Origin of the sequence: Treponema sp. OMZ 840 (assembly GCF_050937815.1) — a bacterium.
GTDB lineage: Bacteria > Spirochaetota > Spirochaetia > Treponematales > Treponemataceae > Treponema_C.
In genome coordinates this window covers 1-17,437 of record NZ_JACDIJ010000003.1, presented here as the reverse complement: position 1 = coordinate 17,437, position 17,437 = coordinate 1, and the positions used below count along the sequence as shown (strand labels likewise).

14 protein-coding genes, 5 tRNA genes and 1 other RNA gene are annotated in these 17,437 nt (G+C 43.6%); 8 read left to right on the top strand and 12 right to left on the bottom strand.

The features are described from left to right. The first annotated feature begins 154 nt into the window (after positions 1-154). Both H0R92_RS05770 and thyX read left to right on the top strand, forming a co-directional pair. Positions 155-2,419: a peptidase domain-containing ABC transporter gene (locus H0R92_RS05770; protein ID WP_432962021.1), complete on the top strand. Its 2,265-nt coding sequence runs from the start codon at positions 155-157 to the stop codon at positions 2,417-2,419. Positions 2,420-2,464: 45 nt separating this feature from the next. After that, positions 2,465-3,301: an FAD-dependent thymidylate synthase gene (thyX, locus tag H0R92_RS05765; RefSeq protein ID WP_432962018.1), complete on the top strand. Its 837-nt coding sequence runs from the start codon at positions 2,465-2,467 to the stop codon at positions 3,299-3,301. A 52-nt stretch (positions 3,302-3,353) separates the two neighbouring features. Here thyX and H0R92_RS05760 read toward each other — a convergent pair whose 3' ends face one another. The 3 genes from H0R92_RS05760 to H0R92_RS05750 form a co-directional block, all read right to left on the bottom strand. Then, entirely contained in the window at positions 3,354-5,465 is a 2,112-nt protein-coding gene (locus H0R92_RS05760; protein ID WP_432962016.1) for a hypothetical protein, read from the bottom strand. Positions 5,466-5,469: 4 nt separating this feature from the next. Beyond that, positions 5,470-6,540: a hypothetical protein gene (locus H0R92_RS05755; protein ID WP_432962013.1), complete on the bottom strand. Its 1,071-nt coding sequence runs from the start codon at positions 6,538-6,540 to the stop codon at positions 5,470-5,472. A 69-nt stretch (positions 6,541-6,609) separates the two neighbouring features. After that, positions 6,610-6,981, bottom strand: coding sequence for a NusG domain II-containing protein (locus H0R92_RS05750; RefSeq protein ID WP_432962557.1), 372 nt, complete (start codon positions 6,979-6,981; stop codon positions 6,610-6,612). 307 nt (positions 6,982-7,288) lie between these two features. Here H0R92_RS05750 and H0R92_RS05745 point away from each other — a divergent pair, with 307 nt between their 5' ends. Next, on the top strand, positions 7,289-7,978 hold the full coding sequence (locus tag H0R92_RS05745; protein ID WP_432962010.1) for a Crp/Fnr family transcriptional regulator: 690 nt from the start codon (positions 7,289-7,291) through the stop codon (positions 7,976-7,978). Between the two features lie 29 nt (positions 7,979-8,007). Here H0R92_RS05745 and trxA read toward each other — a convergent pair whose 3' ends face one another. From trxA to H0R92_RS05730, 3 genes are all read right to left on the bottom strand, one after another. Next, on the bottom strand, positions 8,008-8,316 hold the full coding sequence (gene trxA, locus H0R92_RS05740) for a thioredoxin (RefSeq protein WP_432962008.1): 309 nt from the start codon (positions 8,314-8,316) through the stop codon (positions 8,008-8,010). A gap of 98 nt (positions 8,317-8,414) precedes the next feature. Continuing rightward, positions 8,415-9,776 carry a PFL family protein gene (locus tag H0R92_RS05735; protein ID WP_432962005.1) on the bottom strand — a complete coding sequence of 454 codons (1,362 nt, stop codon included), beginning with the start codon at positions 9,774-9,776 and terminating at the stop codon, positions 8,415-8,417. 70 nt (positions 9,777-9,846) lie between these two features. Continuing rightward, positions 9,847-10,125 (bottom strand): ACT domain-containing protein, encoded by a 279-nt coding sequence (locus tag H0R92_RS05730; RefSeq protein ID WP_432962002.1) that lies wholly within the window; start codon positions 10,123-10,125, stop codon positions 9,847-9,849. Positions 10,126-10,306: 181 nt separating this feature from the next. Between H0R92_RS05730 and H0R92_RS05725 the strand changes: the two genes are divergently transcribed. From H0R92_RS05725 to H0R92_RS05715, 3 genes are all read left to right on the top strand, one after another. After that, positions 10,307-11,605, top strand: a complete 1,299-nt coding sequence (locus H0R92_RS05725; RefSeq protein ID WP_432961999.1) for an ABC transporter substrate-binding protein — start codon at positions 10,307-10,309, stop codon at positions 11,603-11,605. 150 nt (positions 11,606-11,755) lie between these two features. Next, a complete protein-coding gene (locus tag H0R92_RS05720) occupies positions 11,756-12,691 on the top strand; it encodes a carbohydrate ABC transporter permease (protein ID WP_432961997.1) in 936 nt (311 codons plus the stop codon). A gap of 10 nt (positions 12,692-12,701) precedes the next feature. Next, positions 12,702-13,556, top strand: coding sequence for a carbohydrate ABC transporter permease (locus H0R92_RS05715; RefSeq protein WP_432961995.1), 855 nt, complete (start codon positions 12,702-12,704; stop codon positions 13,554-13,556). Between the two features lie 97 nt (positions 13,557-13,653). Here the strand turns inward: H0R92_RS05715 and ffs are convergent. The 6 genes from ffs to H0R92_RS05685 all read right to left on the bottom strand — a co-directional run bounded on the left by ffs (position 13,654) and on the right by H0R92_RS05685 (position 14,370). Then, an RNA gene (gene ffs / locus H0R92_RS05710) (signal recognition particle sRNA small type) lies at positions 13,654-13,751 on the bottom strand. Positions 13,752-13,785: 34 nt separating this feature from the next. Further along, positions 13,786-13,870 (bottom strand) — tRNA-Ser (locus H0R92_RS05705). Positions 13,871-13,960: 90 nt separating this feature from the next. Next, a tRNA-Ser gene (locus tag H0R92_RS05700) sits at positions 13,961-14,045 on the bottom strand. 17 nt (positions 14,046-14,062) lie between these two features. Then, positions 14,063-14,136: transfer RNA gene (locus H0R92_RS05695), tRNA-Arg, on the bottom strand. A 44-nt stretch (positions 14,137-14,180) separates the two neighbouring features. Continuing rightward, positions 14,181-14,268: transfer RNA gene (locus tag H0R92_RS05690), tRNA-Ser, on the bottom strand. Between the two features lie 17 nt (positions 14,269-14,285). Further along, a tRNA-Ser gene (locus H0R92_RS05685) sits at positions 14,286-14,370 on the bottom strand. A 349-nt stretch (positions 14,371-14,719) separates the two neighbouring features. Here H0R92_RS05685 and H0R92_RS05680 point away from each other — a divergent pair. Together H0R92_RS05680 and H0R92_RS05675 are read left to right on the top strand one after the other, a co-directional pair. Then, the gene (locus H0R92_RS05680; protein ID WP_432961993.1) at positions 14,720-16,051 is read left to right on the top strand and encodes a LysM peptidoglycan-binding domain-containing protein; all 1,332 of its coding nucleotides are present in this window, start codon (positions 14,720-14,722) and stop codon (positions 16,049-16,051) included. Between the two features lie 17 nt (positions 16,052-16,068). Then, the gene (locus H0R92_RS05675; RefSeq protein ID WP_432961991.1) at positions 16,069-17,214 is read left to right on the top strand and encodes a WG repeat-containing protein; all 1,146 of its coding nucleotides are present in this window, start codon (positions 16,069-16,071) and stop codon (positions 17,212-17,214) included. Positions 17,215-17,437 lie beyond the last annotated feature (223 nt).

Genomic DNA, 17,437 nt, shown 5'->3' with positions numbered 1-17,437 from the left:
CTCACTGCGTTGCGAACGTGCGTAAAAAGTCATTCGAAAGTTGACACTTTCTTCATGACTTTTTGTGAGAGGAGGGTTGAAACACCTCACACAAATGGTGTTCGGTGTTTATTTACTCAAGTTTGCAAAATGCAAATTTGTATATGGAGGAACTATGTTAAACGGATTGTTACGCCGCTGTGTTGTAGTAATGCAGCATGATGAATCGGACTGTGCGCCGGCATGTTTAGCGTCTTTATGCAAATATTACGGGAAAAGAATTCCGCTGACGATAATCAGGCGGTTTGCGGGTACGGATAAAGACGGCACTTCCGGCTACGGGATTATCCGGGGAGCCGAAGAGTTGGGGTTTTCCTGTAAGGGCAGTATAAGTCCGAATAAAATCTTGCCCCCCGACATGATATATCCTTTTATCGCCCATACGCGGCACAACAACCTCGATCACTACGTTGTCGTGTATAAATACAAAAGCGGCATACTGTATATAGGGGATCCTGCGTGCGGTTTTAAAAAAATAAAAGCCAGTACGTTTACACCGATATGGACCGGTATTTTTTTTATTATTTTTCCGCTCGAAAAGTTTGAAAAAAACAAGGATACGGATACAAAACTGACACGGTTTATCAGCGTTTTAGCCGGATATAAAAAGATTTTTGCCGAAGTACTGACCGCAAGCATTCTTTTAAGTTTTTTGGGAATAGCCGGCGCATTTTATTTTAGATTCTTAATCGACGAAGTTTTATACACAGGGGCTAAAATGACGTTAACCCTTTTTTCGCTTGCGTATGCCTTGTGTATTGTGTTTCAATCGTTGTTACTCTTTTCGCGCAGCCAGCTTATGATGTATATGGGAAATAAAATAGATGCGGCGCTTATGCTTGAATATTTTAGGCATATATTAAGATTGCCTATGGATTTTTTTACTGCGCGAAAAACAGGTGAAATTTTATCGCGGATTAACGATACTGCTACAATCCGCTATGCGATATCCTCGACTTCATTGTCCGTTATTCTTGACTCGCTTATGCTTGTTATAGGCGCTGTTTTTTTATTTGTCTTCGGCGGAAAACTCCTTATCGCCGCCGTCATACCCGTGTTTTTTTCGGCATTGTCGGCATGGTTGTTTTTCGGGCCGTATAAAAACGCCCTTAAGGCAAAGGCGGTTACGGATGCGGACAAGCAATCCGTTATGGTGGAAAATATTAACGGCATTGCAACGTTAAAAGCGCTTTCCAGCGAAAAACTCGCCTTTGAACGCACGGAAATAAAGATTGTAGAATCGATACAAAAAGGGATTAAGCTCGGTACTATGGCCAATATCGAAAATACTTTACATGCTTTTTTACATCAATGCGGAACGCTTGCCGTTTATTGGATAGGCAGTATCTCGATTTTAACCGGTACTATGAGTTTAGGACAGCTTATTTCGTTTGTAATTCTTTCGGGTTATTTTTTGGGGCCGCTGGCACGTCTTTTAACTTTACAGCCTTCACTGCAAGAAGCCTTTGTTGCAGCTGTGCGTTTGGCGGAGATTCTCGATATACCTGAAGAAAGCGTCAATTCCGGAGGAATACAAAAAGAAAAGTTAAAAGGAGATATACGGATAAAAGCGCTTCATTTTGCATACGGAACACGGGGAAATACACTGCAAAACCTCAACGTGTCTATAAAGGCGGGACAAAAGGTCGCCTTTGTCGGTACCTCCGGCTCCGGTAAAACGACGGCGGCAAAACTGTTGATGAAATTTTACGGCTGCGATTCCGGTGAAATTACGGTAGACGGAATAAATATAAAGGATTTTGATACTCGTGCTTACCGCAAAACAATAGGCTATGTTCCGCAGGATATTTTACTTTTTTCAGGTACGATAAAAGATAATATACGTTTTGATCTTGTGCATTTGCCTGACGAAGCGGTATATGCGGCAGCGAGAGCCGCTATGGCAGACGAGTTTATTTCAAAACTGCCCGACCGCTACGATACCTTTGTCGGAGAACGCGGGGCGACTCTTTCGGGCGGAGAACGCCAGCGTATCGCTTTGGCGCGTGTTTTGCTCCGTAATCCCTCCGTGCTTATTCTTGACGAAGCGACGGCCGGCCTTGATGCGCTTACCGAATGCGCCGTTATGCAAACCGTTTATAATCTCGGTGCCGGTACGACAGCGATTGTTATTGCGCATAAGCTTGCCGCAATTGTAAACTGCGATATGATTTTTGTGTTTGAAGCCGGTACGGTGGCGGAATCGGGCACACACGGCGATTTAATTAAAAAAAACGGGATATATAAAAAATTGTGGGATGCTCAGCATTCTTTTAGAGGTGTAAGGATTCGCAAAGGGCAAAAAACGCCGGCGCTTATCCTGCCGCGTTCTCGGCGGTTTTATGCAAACGAACAGGAAAAGGCTATGTACAATGATTGATTTTTAGGGCATAATACGGAAAACGTATAATAAGGGAGTTCAATAATGGCGCATTGCGTAACTGCGGAAGCTGAAAAAATTCTGGATAAAGAATTCAAAGTACACAACCACGGCTTTGTCCGTCTTGTCGACTATATGGGTTCGGACTCGCGCATTGTGCAGTCTGCGCGCGTATCCTACGGGGCGGGAACGAAAACCGTGCGTGAAGATGCCGCTTTAATAGATTATCTTTTGCGCCATGATCATACGTCCCCTTTTGAGCAAGTGGTATTGACTTTTCATATAAAAATGCCTATCTTTGTTGCCCGCCAATGGATACGCCATCGTACCGCGCGTGTAAATGAAATATCCGGGCGATATTCGGTTATGAGCGACGAATTTTATATCCCTGCGGAAAACGATGTTGCAAAGCAAAGTTGCGACAATAAACAGGGACGTTCCGAAGAAGCGGTATCTTCTTCTTTTACGGATATGCTTATATCTTCATTAAAAAAAGGACAAAAAGATTCTTACGCCGATTACACTAAGCTTATAGACGAGGGTGCCGCCCGCGAGCTTGCCCGCGTCAATTTGCCCCTATCCTTGTATACGGAAATGTATTGGCAAATGGATTTACATAATCTTTTTCATTTTTTGCGGCTGCGATTGGATGCGCACGCGCAAAAAGAAATACGCGATTATGCCGCCGTTCTTTTGGAAATATGCCGCGCCGTCGCCCCTCTGGCCGTTTTATCCTTTGAGAATCATTTGCACAAGGGTGTGCGTTTTTCCGGCGAAGAAATGGAAGAACTGCGCTGCCGCTTAAGCGGTAAAGAAGGCTCTTTAAGCGGAAAAAAACTCGAACGCTTTAACGAAAAACTGGCGAGCGGAAAGCAGCTGTAAGCTTTTTATGTGCGCCGGCTTGCGTTTTTTATGCATTTGCCCCTTACGATTTTTACGATTGTTCTTGTGCAGCGTTGTTGATTTGATTTTCGCCCGGCAGTTCTTTTTCTTTCGGAACGGCATTAAGGGCGTCTGTTTTTTGTGCGGCTTGCATAAGCCGTAAGTTGCGCAAAAAAACATCGCGCTGATCGGTTCTGAGCGGAACGGATAAGAGCGGCTGCGTACTTCCGTCGGAGGTTCTGTACGGAATCGATATTTCCCGCGCATATGCTAAACTTTCCCGGTCATTTATCCACCAATCCAAAACCCGTAAAGCGCAAAGCGTATATTTCATAAGATTCAGATTTGTGCGTTCCTTCGACTTGCTTCCGCCGAGAAGTAAATTAAGACGATACGAAATACTGTTTTCCACATCAAAACTATAGGCTGCGCTCAAATTTAAAGGCAATGAAATTTCGGCTGCGTCCGCTTGACGAATCATGTCCGAAAAAAGATGTACGAGCGCCCGTATGCGTTCGGGAAGCGGAATATAAGTATTGTCTATGCGCGGCCGTTCTATAAATGAAATTTCAAAAACCAAGTGAGGATGAAAATAATATTTTGTTTGCCACAGCCAGTTTGACAATTCCCGTTTGCCGTATCTTGACGTATGAAAATCACCCTGTGTGTACGCTTGATTTACATATTCTTTGAGGTTGGGAACCATTATTTTGTCGAACAAAACTTCACGGTACTGTGTCCAGTCCGCAAAAACTTTTTGCAAATTATCCTGCTCAAAGGGATTGTCGCCCACATCCGCCTGTCCCAAAGGAATGTTGCGGCATCCTTGAAAAAAATCTTCTATAATTCTGAGCAATACTATCGTAACTTGAAGCGGATTTGTCGGTGCAAGTAAATTAAAGCCGTCGGGAAACGAGTACAGAGGCTGAAAATACGGATACATATCCGGATAGTCGGCCAAGTGCAGCCATCCTGCTTCGGGAAAAAGCTTTTCCAATACGCCCAAACTTTGCAGTATTAAACTTTGTTTTCCTTCTTGTGCATGTTCTTTATGCACGGTATCTTTTGTTTGTTCCTCTTTTTTTTCATCGGTTTCCGAGCGGCGCTCTTTTTTCGAATCCGTATCTTTTTTCGGCAAAATAATATCGTATTTTGTTATTTCCAAAAAACGCATAATTTCCGAAATCCGTTTTGTGTAAAATTCGGGATAGGATTCAAATTCGTTTACACACATGCGCATAAGTAAAGGATATACGCCTTTTATTATTTGTCCGAAAATATACAGCCACTCGGAAGCCGCTTGTCGTGCGGCATTTAAATGTTGGATGTTTTCATTTTTTGCGCTTTGTGTTTCCAGTGTCCAGCCGTACAGTTTTTTTATAATACGTGTCATTTGCATTTCACCGAGAAAATACAATTGTATAAGGGGCCGGTACAACTCTTTGACAAAGGGAACCATATCTTCTATAAGAATCCATGATGTTTTTTTCTTTACGGCGGACAATTCCTGCTTTACGGGCAGGGTATCCCAGTTGTAAATGATGCGCAAAGCCCTAAATATAAAGTCGTCGTCCTTATTGATTTTGTTTTTATATGTGTTCGGCAGTGCCAAAACCAAGCTTTGAATACTTTCAATAAAAGAGTCGATATGCTGAAGATGGGCGGTTAAATCGTTTTTTATAAAAGAATCCGATACGCGCTCCGGACCGCCGCGTCCGAACGAAAACAACATGGCAAAAAAGCCCGGTGCCGGCCGAATACGGTATTCTTGGGAAATCATAAGTTTGTCGAATAATTGCCTTTGTCGGTTATTAAGTACGGGTAATCGGTATTTTTTACTCGGCAAACCCGATATAACGGCGGAAGATTTTGCGGCACCGGCCGAATCGGAAAAAACGGATTCGCTGCCGCGCTTTGTGCGCGTACGCATGTTTTCCCGTTTTTTTTTGCCGTCCTTTTGCGACATGTTTCGCGCCCGCACGGATCGAACTTTTTTTAAAACCTCATCATCGATAATATCCGCCTTTTCGACACCGATTTCTCCGCCCAAGCGCTTTATCATAACTTCGGCTTCTTCTTTTTCTATATCGCCGATATTTTTACGGGTTTTTTGGAGTTCGCCGGGTTCATATTTTGCTTGCGGTTTTTTAAAAGTTATATCCATACTATTATAATCGTAAATATTTCTTCTTTGCGATAGCGCAAAGGTCCTTTACGGTAAACAATTCACCGTTTTTATCTCGTATACTGCCCTCACACTTGCCGTAGATTGTATGATACTCCGTTCTTAAAATCAATATACTTTCTTTACGGACAGTATCCGACAGCGGTGTAAAAGAAAGATCTATCATATTTTCCGTGTCTTGAATTATCCATCGGTCTAAAAGACCGTAAGGGTGCGTTATCGTTACCGGCGGCAGCGGTGTACTTTCGCCGTCCGTAAAAAGTACGTTTTCATTATATAAGTCGGAATCTACCGGATCCTGATTTGACGTATATAAATTAAAGCGAATATTTTTATTGTCTGCGGTTCCCAACACGGTTAGTGCATACGAATGCAGTCTAAGCCGGTAATAAGAACGGCGGATGGTAAAAAACCCCAATGAATGTACATTTGCCGCGAGTTCTTTTCCGTTTTTTACAAAAAAATTACCGGTTAAAGTTCCTTTTAAAACGGGGGCGCAATGATGGACGGCTGCACAGCGGCGCATAAGCGGAGCCGGAATCACCGATGTATGAACTGCGCATGTTTTGTCGTGCAGGTCGGCCGAAAAAGAAAAATACGTATTCGGGCGGACGCTGTCGCCTTTTAAGCGGCATACTGCGGAAAAATTACCGGTGTCATAATTCCAGCGTATTGTAAAGCGCCGCTTTGTCCGTAAAGACTTACACATACCGCTTTTCAGTTTGTACGGAATCAAACGCTTTCGGAATACAATAAAAGAGCGGTACGACAACTTCCGCGCCGATTCTTTTTCCCATATTGTAATTTCCGCAAAACCGAAATAATGTGCGTCTATAATTTCGGCAACGCCCAAATAGTCATCGGTTAAAAAACTGAAAGAAAGGTTTGTGCGGATACGCGAATCGGTAATAAAAGACGGCAGTTTCATCAAACTGAACGGCTGCTTGAGCTTGCGTATATCAAAATAATCCGGAATGCCCCTAAAATCGCCGAATGTCGGTTTGCCGGAACAAACGACGGAGCGGGGAGCCTTTTCTATGTTTCGTGTATACATTCCAAAACTCTATAATTAAGTATATCTTATAAAGACGAAAAGATAAATAGAAAAATAAACGGAAATCGTTTAAAATCCCACCGCATCCAATTCGCTTTGTTCGCTCGTATGCCCTTCCACATGAATAAAGACTTGATTCGGCAAACATGCCGACCAATCTCCTTCTGTGCGCAGCGGAAAACTTTGCACGCAGGTACGGTTTGAACAGGGCGAGTCAAGAAACCGCGCTTGTCCGTTTTCAATTTTGATTCGGCTGATTCCCAAAGCTCCATGCGCTTCTATTTCCCTATCGACATCCAAGGGATACACCCATTCTTTTTCGTTTACCGTAACGATGAGCCGCGGTTTTCCGCCTTTATGACGGACGGCATAGATAAACGAAAAAACCGCCGTGCATAAAAAAAGAAAGCCTATAATATAGTCGATCGGTTTTAATGTCATTTTTCGCACTTTTTTCCGCCTTTTATACAGTTTGTTTTCGACACTGCTTTGAAGCCCGGTTCCGCAGCGGCTTGACGGCCGAAAAAACTTGACAGCCGAAAAAACCCGTGTTATCATTTAAACAGGCTTGCAAATAAGCTGATAAACTCTCTCCGATGTCCGCTGATACGGACATAAGGTTTCCGGAATATCGTTGATAATTCGGAAACCTTGTTTTATTTCCGCCCAGTGTAGCATTTTCAATCTTCTAAGTCAAATTCCGTTTATTTAGATTGCCGAAATTTTTTTTTGCCGTTATAATAAATCTATGGATCATCCCCGATTTGAAGATTTTTTTCCTCCTTGGAAAGAGCTTGCCGATGAACACAGGCAGCAATTAAAAGAAGCGGCGGTGCTTATAGGTGTTCCCAAAAAAAGAATTCTGCATAACGGTAATGCGGATTGCATAGGCGTCTTATTGATTTTTGAAGGACAGCTGCGCGCTTATATGACATCGGCCGAAGGCAAAGAAGTATCTCTTTTCCGCTTATTTAAACGCGATATGTGTTTGTTATCGGCATCTTGTATGCTTGCGGATATTCAATTTGAAATAACCGTTGAAGCGGAAAAAGATACGGTTTTATGGCTTATTCCCGCTGAAATATACCGCAGCGTTATGAAAATGTCCGTCGGTTTGGCGAATTACACCAACAGCCTCATGGCTTCGCATTTTACCGAAGTTATGTGGCTTATGGAGCAGATAATTTTTAAAAGCATGGACGAACGGCTTGCCGCGTTTTTGTTGAACGAAAGCGATTTGGAAAACACGGACAATTTGCACATAACGCATGAACAAATTGCCCGCCATTTGGGAAGTGCCCGCGAAGTAATTACACGGCTGTTGCAATACTTGCAAAACGAAGGGGCCGTTGAATTAAACAGGGGCTGTATCCGTATAACAAATAAAAATCTTTTGGAAAACCGCTTTAAAGAAAAAAAACCGCCGCAAATCAAGTAACGGCGGTTATAACCGGGTGTGTTCGGTTATTATGAAAGCATAGCCAAGATGCCGCTTTTATCGCGCGCACCCACCGCTTGCTGTGCAATTTTTCCGTCTTTAAAAACAATCAGGGTGGGAATGCTCATAACGCCGTACTGCGCGGCCAATTCGCTTTGCTCGTCAACGTTTACTTTGCCGACTTTTGCATGACTTATTTCATCAGCGACTTCATCGACAATGGGAGAAACCATACGGCAGGGGCCGCACCATGAGGCCCAAAAATCCACCAACACGGGCTTATCGGACTGTAAAACTTCTTTTTCAAAATTATCTTTCGTTAATGTAATTGCTGACATAATTATCCTCCTGAGCATATAAATCGGTATCTTTATAAGATATCTTTGTTATATAATATATCACGGCCGATAAAAAGCGACTGTGAGAAAGTTACCGTTTAATTTCTAAAGCTGTGTATCGGTGCGGGAATACGGCCGCCGCGGTTTATAAAGCCGGCACAGGAAAAGGTATTGACCGCCATAACGGGGGCTTCTCCCAAAAGGCCGCCGAACTCTACCCGGTCGCCGACCTTTTTACCGGGAACGGGAATAATGCGCACGGCCGTTGTTTTATTGTTTACCATTCCGATAGCCATTTCGTCGGCTATAATGCCGCTTAAAGTCGAAGCGCTTGTATCGCCGGGAACGGCAATCATATCCAAACCGACCGAGCATACGCAGGTCATAGCTTCAAGTTTTTCCAAGCTCATCGCTCCGTTTTTTACGGCGGCTATCATGCCCTCGTCTTCGGAAACGGGTATAAAGGCGCCCGAAAGGCCGCCCACGTTTGTGCTTGCCATAACGCCGCCTTTTTTTACCATATCGGTAAGCATTGCAAGCGCCGCGGTGGTGCCGGGAGCACCTGCAGCTTCCAAGCCCATATGCTCCAAAATGCGGGCAACCGAATCTCCTACGGCGGGAGTCGGGGCAAGGGAGAGGTCCAGAATGCCGAATTGTACGCCGAGCCGTTTTGCCGCTTCCGTACCCACAAGCTGCCCCATACGGGTTATTTTAAAGGCGGTTTTTTTTATGCCGTCGGCCAATTCGTCCAGCGGCTTGCCTTCGTATTCTTTACAAGCCGCATCGACGGCACCGGGACCCGAAACGCCTACGGACAAAACCGCTTCTCCTTCTCCCGGCCCGTGGAAGGCGCCGGCCATAAAGGGGTTGTCTTCGGGGGCGTTGCAAAAAACCACAAGTTTTGCGCAGCCCAAACCGCTTTTATCGGCGCTGAGAGAGGCGGTTTTGAGGATAATTTCGCCCATTTCTTTTACGGCGTCCATATTGATGCCGCTTTTGGTGGTTCCCAAATTGACGGAAGAGCATACCCTGTCGGTAGTAGCGAGGGCTTCGGGAATCGAGCGCAGTAAATTGCGGTCGCCTTTGGTAAAGCCCTTGTGTACCAGCGCCGAAAAACCGCCTATAAAGTCGATATTCAACTCTTTTGCCGCCTTGTCGAGGGTTTTTGCCCATTCGGTATAGTCTTCTTCGTCGGAAGTTTCGGCTACAAGGGCAATCGGGGTTACCGCAATGCGCTTATTGATAATCGGAACGCCGAATTCGGTTTCTATATCTTCGCCTACACGCGCCAAACGGCCGCAGTATTTCATCAGTTTGTCATAAATGCGCCGGCGGCTTTCTTTTCCCGATGTGCTGCAGCAATCGCGCAGCGATACTCCCATAGTGATTGCGCGTACATCAAGCTTGTAACGCATAAACATATTTACAGTTTCTTGAATTTCCGATTTTGAAAACAGCATAGTTCCTCCGGTCGTACACGGTTTTTAAAGTAAAAAATGCAGGCTGCAAAAAAGCGTTTTTATACGGATTTTAAATGCGGTGCATTGCGTTGAAAACCCGTTCATGCATAATATGTATGTCAACGCCCAAATCTTCGCCCAATATGTTCATTTTTTCGCGTAACTCGGCTATTTGAATGGAAGAAGAAGACACATCCGCTACCATCATCATAATAAAATTACCGGATAAAACCGTTTGGCTTATGTCGGCAATATTTATATTGTATGAAAAAAGCGCCGAACTGACTTTTGCGATAATGCCCGTTTGGTCGGTTCCCGAAACGGTGATAATAATATTTGTCGGATCCATTCTTCCATTCTACTTGCAAGCGGGACGGCGGTCAATGGGTATTTGCTTGCCGATACCGCACGCAAATACTCTATAAATCGTATAAATATGCAAATAACCGTAAATTATTGTTGACCGCAGCCCTATACTGTGCGACAATATATACTATGAAGAAGAGCGATTTTTTTCGCAGGAGGTTTATATGAAAAAGTTTGTTTTTATTGCAGTATCCGTATGCATTGCGGCTTTTTTTATCGGATGTACGCAGCCGAAAGAAAAAGGACCTATTACGCTCAATTATTGGACGCATGAAGATCCTGCGCGCACGGAACTCGAAACAAAGCTGATTGCCGAGTTCGAAAAAGAAAATCCGAACATTAAAGTCGTACGCACAACACAGGGAGCTGCCAAACTGATTGAATTGGTGCAAACGGCGTTTGCCGCAAATCAGGGGCCGGATATTTTTAATTTGTCAATCGAAGACGAATATTCATATATTGCAAACGGCCGTGTTGCCCCGGTTAATGCAAAGGCGGCAGGCTATAAGGACGAACAAAGTATTTACAACAGTTATTTGCCCGAAATCTTAAATGCGGTTACAAAAGACGGAAAGGTATACGGACTTCCGCTTGAAATCACCAACTGGTGTATTTATATAAATAAAAAAATATTCCGCAGTGCCGGGTTGGATCCGGAAAAAGATTATCCTAAAACATGGGAAGATATGGTGCGCGTGTCCGAAAAACTGGTTATCCGCGAAGGCGATATTTTGGTGCGCCGCGGTTTTGACTTCCGCTATCCGTATTATCTGGTTGCTTTTGTTCCGATGGTCGAACAGCTGGGCGGAAAACTTATCAGCGACGACGGCAAAACCGCCATTATCGGCGATGAAGCATGGATACAGTTTTTAACCTTTATGCAGCAGTGGGGGCCTGCGGGAAAAAATCTGGGTTCTCCGACTTATAAAAACGCCCGCAACCTCTTTAATAAAGACAATAACGATGTCGCTATGGCGACGACGGGTTTATATCAGCAGGGCCGTATCAGAAAAGACAATCCGGAATTTTTTGAAAGCAACGAATGGATGGTCGTTCCCTTCCCCAAATTTGAAGCAGCGGTAAAAGATGTAGCAGCCTGTTACTATGGACATTTTTTAATGGTAAACAACGATATTTCCAAAGAAAAGCAGGAAGCCGCATGGAAACTTATCGGATTTTTGCTTAAACACGGTGAAGATTATCTTCGCGAAGGCGGAAACATCATTCAGCCTACAAAAGCTTTGTTGGAATCCAAAACTTTAAAAGATATGCCGTATTCCGATGTGTTTATCAACGATATGAATAAGGCTCATATGGTATATTACGGAGCAAACAGTGCCGAATTGCAAACGGCAATCCGCTCGGCCGTTGAATCCGTTATGCTTTCGGGTGTAAGCCCCGAAAAAGCATTGGCGACTTTAAAAACAACGGCACAGGAAATTCTTGACGAAGAAAACAACTGAAAAGGTTTGAGCAAGTAGGGAGCCGGCAGAGGATTCAAAGCCGTTTTGAAATAAAACCGGCCCCCTTTGTATGATTTAATTCGGCGCTTTAGGGGGCGGAGCGCGCTCGAAATGCGCCGAATTTTTTCTTAGAAGGAATCGGTATCATTTATGGAAAAGCGTAAAAAAAGCGCGGGTATTGAAAAAAAACAATCGCGCTGGGGACTTATATTCGTTACGCCGGCGGTTTTATTTTTTTCGGTGTTCAGTTTTTATCCTATTATAAATGCTTTAATCGAAAGTTTTTTCGACAAACGTGTGCTCAGCAATGCGCCGCCGAAATTCGTCGGTTTTCAAAATTATACATATATTTTCGATGTAAGCCGTTACGGCAATCCTATGTCGTTTTTAAATTCGCTTCGGGCAACCTTTGTATTTACCCTCGGAACATTTATTCCGCTTTTGGTATGCAGTTTGCTTTTTGCGGTTTTGGTAACATCGCTGCGTAAAGCCGTTTATAAAAAGATTTTTCAAATTGCGTTTTATACGCCTGCCGTTTTATCCTCGGTAGTTGCGGCGGCTATTTGGCTTTTAATATTCGATCCGCGCGGTTTGGGAAATTATTGGCTTAATACGCTGTTGAGAACTCCGGGCGTCGATTATAAGTGGCTTATGGACAGTACGATGACGCAAATCTCAACAATGATTGTGTATTTTTGGAAGTATATAGGCTATTTTATTATTTTGTTTATTACCGGACTTTTAAGTATTCCCCCTGTCGTATATGAAGCCGCCCTTATCGACGGCGCAAACCGCTTTCAAATATTTTGGCGCATTACCCTGCCCCTGTTGAAGCCGACGGTTGTATTGGTTTCGATTATGTCCATGCTCCAATGTTTAAAAACATTCAGCACACAGTATTTGTTTACCCAAAACGGGGCATCTTTAGCGCCCATCAATGTCGTAACGCTGAATATTTATCAAACGGGTATTAAATTACAGCGCATAGGACGGGCAAGCGCCATGAGTATTGTGTTGTTTTTAATTATGCTTTTTTTAACATGGCTGCAATTCCGCGGTTCAAAAGCGGATGAAACCAGCTATTGAGGAGAATAGGGTGAATACATCGAAAAAAACGTTGGTGGATGCAAGTACGCTGATAAAGGTAATTTTATTGCTGCTTTTGTTTTGTTTTACCGTTATGCCTTTGGTTTTTATGCTTACCGCATCGCTTATGACGGGAAAAGAAATTCTGCAAATGCCCTATAAGTGGATTCCCGATTCTTTCCATTATGAGAATTTTATAACCGCAATACGGGGAAACGATAACAACTATATTTATGTGCGCAATATTATAAACTCGTTTATCGTAGCGGCTTCCGTTGCGCTTACGACGGTTTTGCTGGCCTCGATTACCGGTTACGGTTTGGCAAAATTCCGTTTTAAAGGCCGTACGCTTATCTTTATGATGATTATGGCGACGATGATGATTCCTTTTGAAGCGATTATGATTCCGCTTTATATGATTGCGACAAAGCTGCGTATTCAAAATACCTATATCGGTTTGATTTTACCCTTTATGGTCAGTGCGTTCGGAATTTTTATGATGAGGCAGTATTTGATTACCTTTCCGAACGAGTTTTTGGATGCTGCGCGTGTGGACGGTATGAGTGAAGTTGCGATTTATACCCACATTGTGCTTCCGAACTGCGCTCCGGTTATTGCAACGCTCGGTATTCTTTCGTTTAGAACGCAGTGGGATAATCTTTTGTGGCCCTTGTTGATTTCACAGACGGACAAAATGAAAACCATACCGCAGTACATTACATCGTTTACAGCGGAGCGCAGTACCGATGAGGGGGCAATGATGGCTGCCGCCGTTATTGCAAGTATTCCGATGTTTGTTATCTTTTTTACCTTGTCCAAATATTTTATCGGCGGCTCGGTTATTTACGAATCGCGCAAGGGTTAAAACGGCATTTTTAGGCGGCTGAAAACTAAAACCGGCCGACGATTAAAACCGTTTGCGTTTATAGCGGCAAAGTGTAATAAACAAAAAGCTCTTCCAAAGAGTCCGGGTTTGCTACGGCACAGAAAGGGGTTTCTTACCGCTGCTTCCTTCCGGATCTGACGGGGTTAGAAAACATTTCTTGCATAGGACCCGGACTCACTGAAAGAGCCTTCAGGCTTTTATAAAAGAACGGAGAGAGGGGGATTCGAACCCCCGGTACCTTTCAGTACACAGCCTTTCCAAGACTGCACCATCGACCGCTCGGACATCTCTCCAAAACAAATCCGTACACATAAAAGGGTTGCCGCAAAAGCCGACCGCTTTTTTGACAACCCGCATTTTCCATTACTCCGTTTACAAAAGAGCGGAGAGAGGGGGATTCGAACCCCCGGTACCTTGCGGTACAACGGTTTTCGAGACCGCCCGATTCGACCGCTCTCGCATCTCTCCATAGGTACGTTTTGTTACGAGACTAAGAGGGTTCGAACCTCCGGCCTTCAGATCCGCAATCTGACGCTCTATCCAGCTGAGCTATAGTCTCATTTAATAATCCGCCGAAAAAAACCGTACGGTTTTGTCCGGATACGGAGCAGGGGGGATTCGAACCCCCGATACCCTTTAGGGGTATAACTCCTTAGCAGGGAGCCACCTTCGGCCTCTCGGTCACCGCTCCAAACACATCTGCAAGAGCGGAGCAGGGGGGATTCGAACCCCCGGTACCTTGCGGCACAACGGTTTTCAAGACCGCCTCCTTAAACCACTCGGACACCGCTCCATACAGTGCGACCATTTTATACCAAAACGGCAGTGTGTGTCAACGGCTTTTACCGTATTGCCAAGGGTAAAAAAATACTCGACCGAAAGCCGTAAACAGGTGCGGAAAGCAGTTATAAAAAAATAACTTTAAAATAGGTGTAAAATTCGATTTTTCCTCTTTACAAAAACCGAATTCAGGGCTTATGATAATACGGTACACCATTTTTAAGAAAAAAAATGCATTTTTTTTCTTAAAAAGTCTGTTTTTTTTAAAAACAAAACGAATAATACCTGTAGAGAGTATTACGGGAACGCCGATTAAATCCACCGTCAATCGGCAATTTTTCCCGCTCTCACGGGAGGACAGTATGTCAAGAAAAAAACAGATTCACACGGCACAGGCCGTGCCGTCGAACGAAGAACTCAAGGATTGGGGAATCCGTGCATTAAGCTTTGAAGAATTGCTTGCGGTAAACGGGGGACGTCACGTTATAGACGATCCGAGAACGGATAATGTTTCGGATACTATAGCCAACGGCGGCCATTCTCCGGGCGGTTCAAGTTCGTCGTCGGATGAAAGCTCGTCGGACAGCGGCGATTCGCACGGTTCCGGCAGTACGGGCGGTTCGTCTGTTATTACCGGTTCGTCTTATACGGTACAAGAAAAAGATACATTGAGCGATATTGTTCGCCGCCGGTATCCCGACGCAAGCGCGGAAGAACGAGTACAAAAAATATATGAACTTGCCGAATACAACGGCATAAGCGATATCGATCGTATAGAAGTCGGACAGCTTATTTTTTTTGAAAAGCCCGCAGCAGAAGGCGGTGCAGGAACGCCGCCTGTTCAACAGGGAGGCGCTAACATCGGTCTTTCGCCGGGCGGCACACAGGCAGGAAGCGTTTCCGGAACAGCTGACACTGTAGGACAGTCGGGAAACGAAAATTCGGCGCCTGTACAAGGTCCGTCTTTGCCGGGTACGGGCGGAGTTGCATCCGTTCCTCCCGCACAAAACGAATCGGGCATTACACAACAGGCGGCAAGTGCACAAAATCCCGTTCCTCAAATGCCCGCAGCGGCGGAGCCGGAAGAAAAAAAAGGTCTTTTTACGGGATTAAAGGATTGGGGAAAACGGAAGCTGGACAGCATAGGACAAGGGATTGTAGGCGGTGCTGTTTATGCAATGGATGTTGCCGCAATTTCCAATCAAGTCGGGGTAAAACTTTCAAACAGTAAAATCAGAAAATATGCCGAACATTACAATCATAAGCGCTATATAGTAGGAAAAAATGAATTCCGTTGTGATAACTATGTGGAAGCTGTCGTTAAAGACAGCGGCCGCGATCCTTTAAAATATTTTGCAGGAGCTGCTACAGAAAAGAATGTCGAAGAGCATATCTTAAATGCAAAAGAAAAAGGAATCGCCATACAATCCGAGCGGCAAAATCCTGCTGATCTTACGGATGGAGTTTATATAGTATTTATGAATAATTCTGAAAAAGGATTCAATGCTCATGCGGGATTGCTTTTTCAAGAAGGTGGCCAAAGTGAATTCAGAGACAATTGCGGAAATAACACATGGAAGCAAACAGACGGGACAATGACTACAGGCGGAGTTATAACACAAATATATTCGAATTTGCAAGCATTCCAAGCAGACTACAATTATAAAGATTTTTATTATATTAGGATAAACTAAAGTAAGGAGACTACCGTATGAGAAAAATTATATCTATTGTACTTTTTGCATTAGTTTTTTTTAATGCTTGTGCTCAAACGGAAAGGCGTTTGCTTATTCCCTTTACCTTGAATGAAAAAGTCGGTTTTATAGATCAACATATGAAATTGGTTTACCCTGCGGAATTTAGCCGCTTGCTAGAGCTTTCGGGAGAATTTGCTTTGGTTCAAAAAGAAAAAAAGAATACATGGGGGAAATTTCTTATAGATTCACACGGTAAGTGTCGCCAAATCGATATATTTTACGATTTCGGGTTTTTGCCGAATGATCTGTATTATATCCATGCCAGTCAAAGTTCCTGCAGTAATCCTATCTTAAATTTGAGAATACCTAAAGGCGGGACTATGGTATACCATTTGTACAGTGATGAAAAAAAACTTTTACGGTATGTACAGCTTTTTACCTCAAGTACGATTGATTTTATCAATGCGGTTATTACGGATCCTAACAGCCCGCACCTGTTTCGGAAAACCTATGTGAATATAAAAGGAGAACCGTCATTTCCGAATATATATCGTTCCGTTTGCGGTTATTTTAATGAAAATGAAGAAGCGACCTATATATCTTCCGAAAAGTGGAGAGGAGATTTTCGAATATTAACTAAAGACGGCGAAATAAGGGAAAATTATATTTTTGACAGTTTAACTTCTTTTTACAGCGGCCTTTCTTTCGGTTTGAGGCAAAAAGATAAGGCTTTGGGATTTTTTGATACCTACGGTGAATTAAAAATACCCCTAAAAGTATTACCCGGCACAAAGGACTACGATAATTATCACTTTGAAGATGGTATTGCACCGGCTTTACTCATAGACGGAAGTTTATACGCTGTATTTTACCATCAACGTTATGTATCAAAAAACTGGTGTCTAATAAATACGGAAGGTAAGATAATAAAAAGCGGCATTGAAGCAGCATATATATCGCCGTTTTATAAGGGTGTAAGTATAGTTTGTAATAAAAATGATAAATATGCACTTATGAAAAATGACGGTACCTTTATTACCGATTTTATACTCGAAGATGCCAATCCTGCTTATTATTTTGTTGAAGGCATATGTGAAGGTAAAGACGTGTTAATTGACCGAAAAAACGGGAAAATGTATTATTGTGAGAATTTCAAATAGTGTGGAAGAATTGGAGGCAATGGTTAAAAAGGCTTTTTTTGCCCCGGTATAAACGGATGCTGAATTAAGCCGGTAAGGAGGTTGTTACATGCATACACGGCGCTTTATACAAATTTTCTGTGCGGTATTGTTGTTGTGCGCTTCGTGCGCTCAAGGGAAAAGGGCTGATTTTTCTTCCGGAGAAGAAGCCGAATTTGCGCAAAACGTGTTGGAAAAGCTTCGC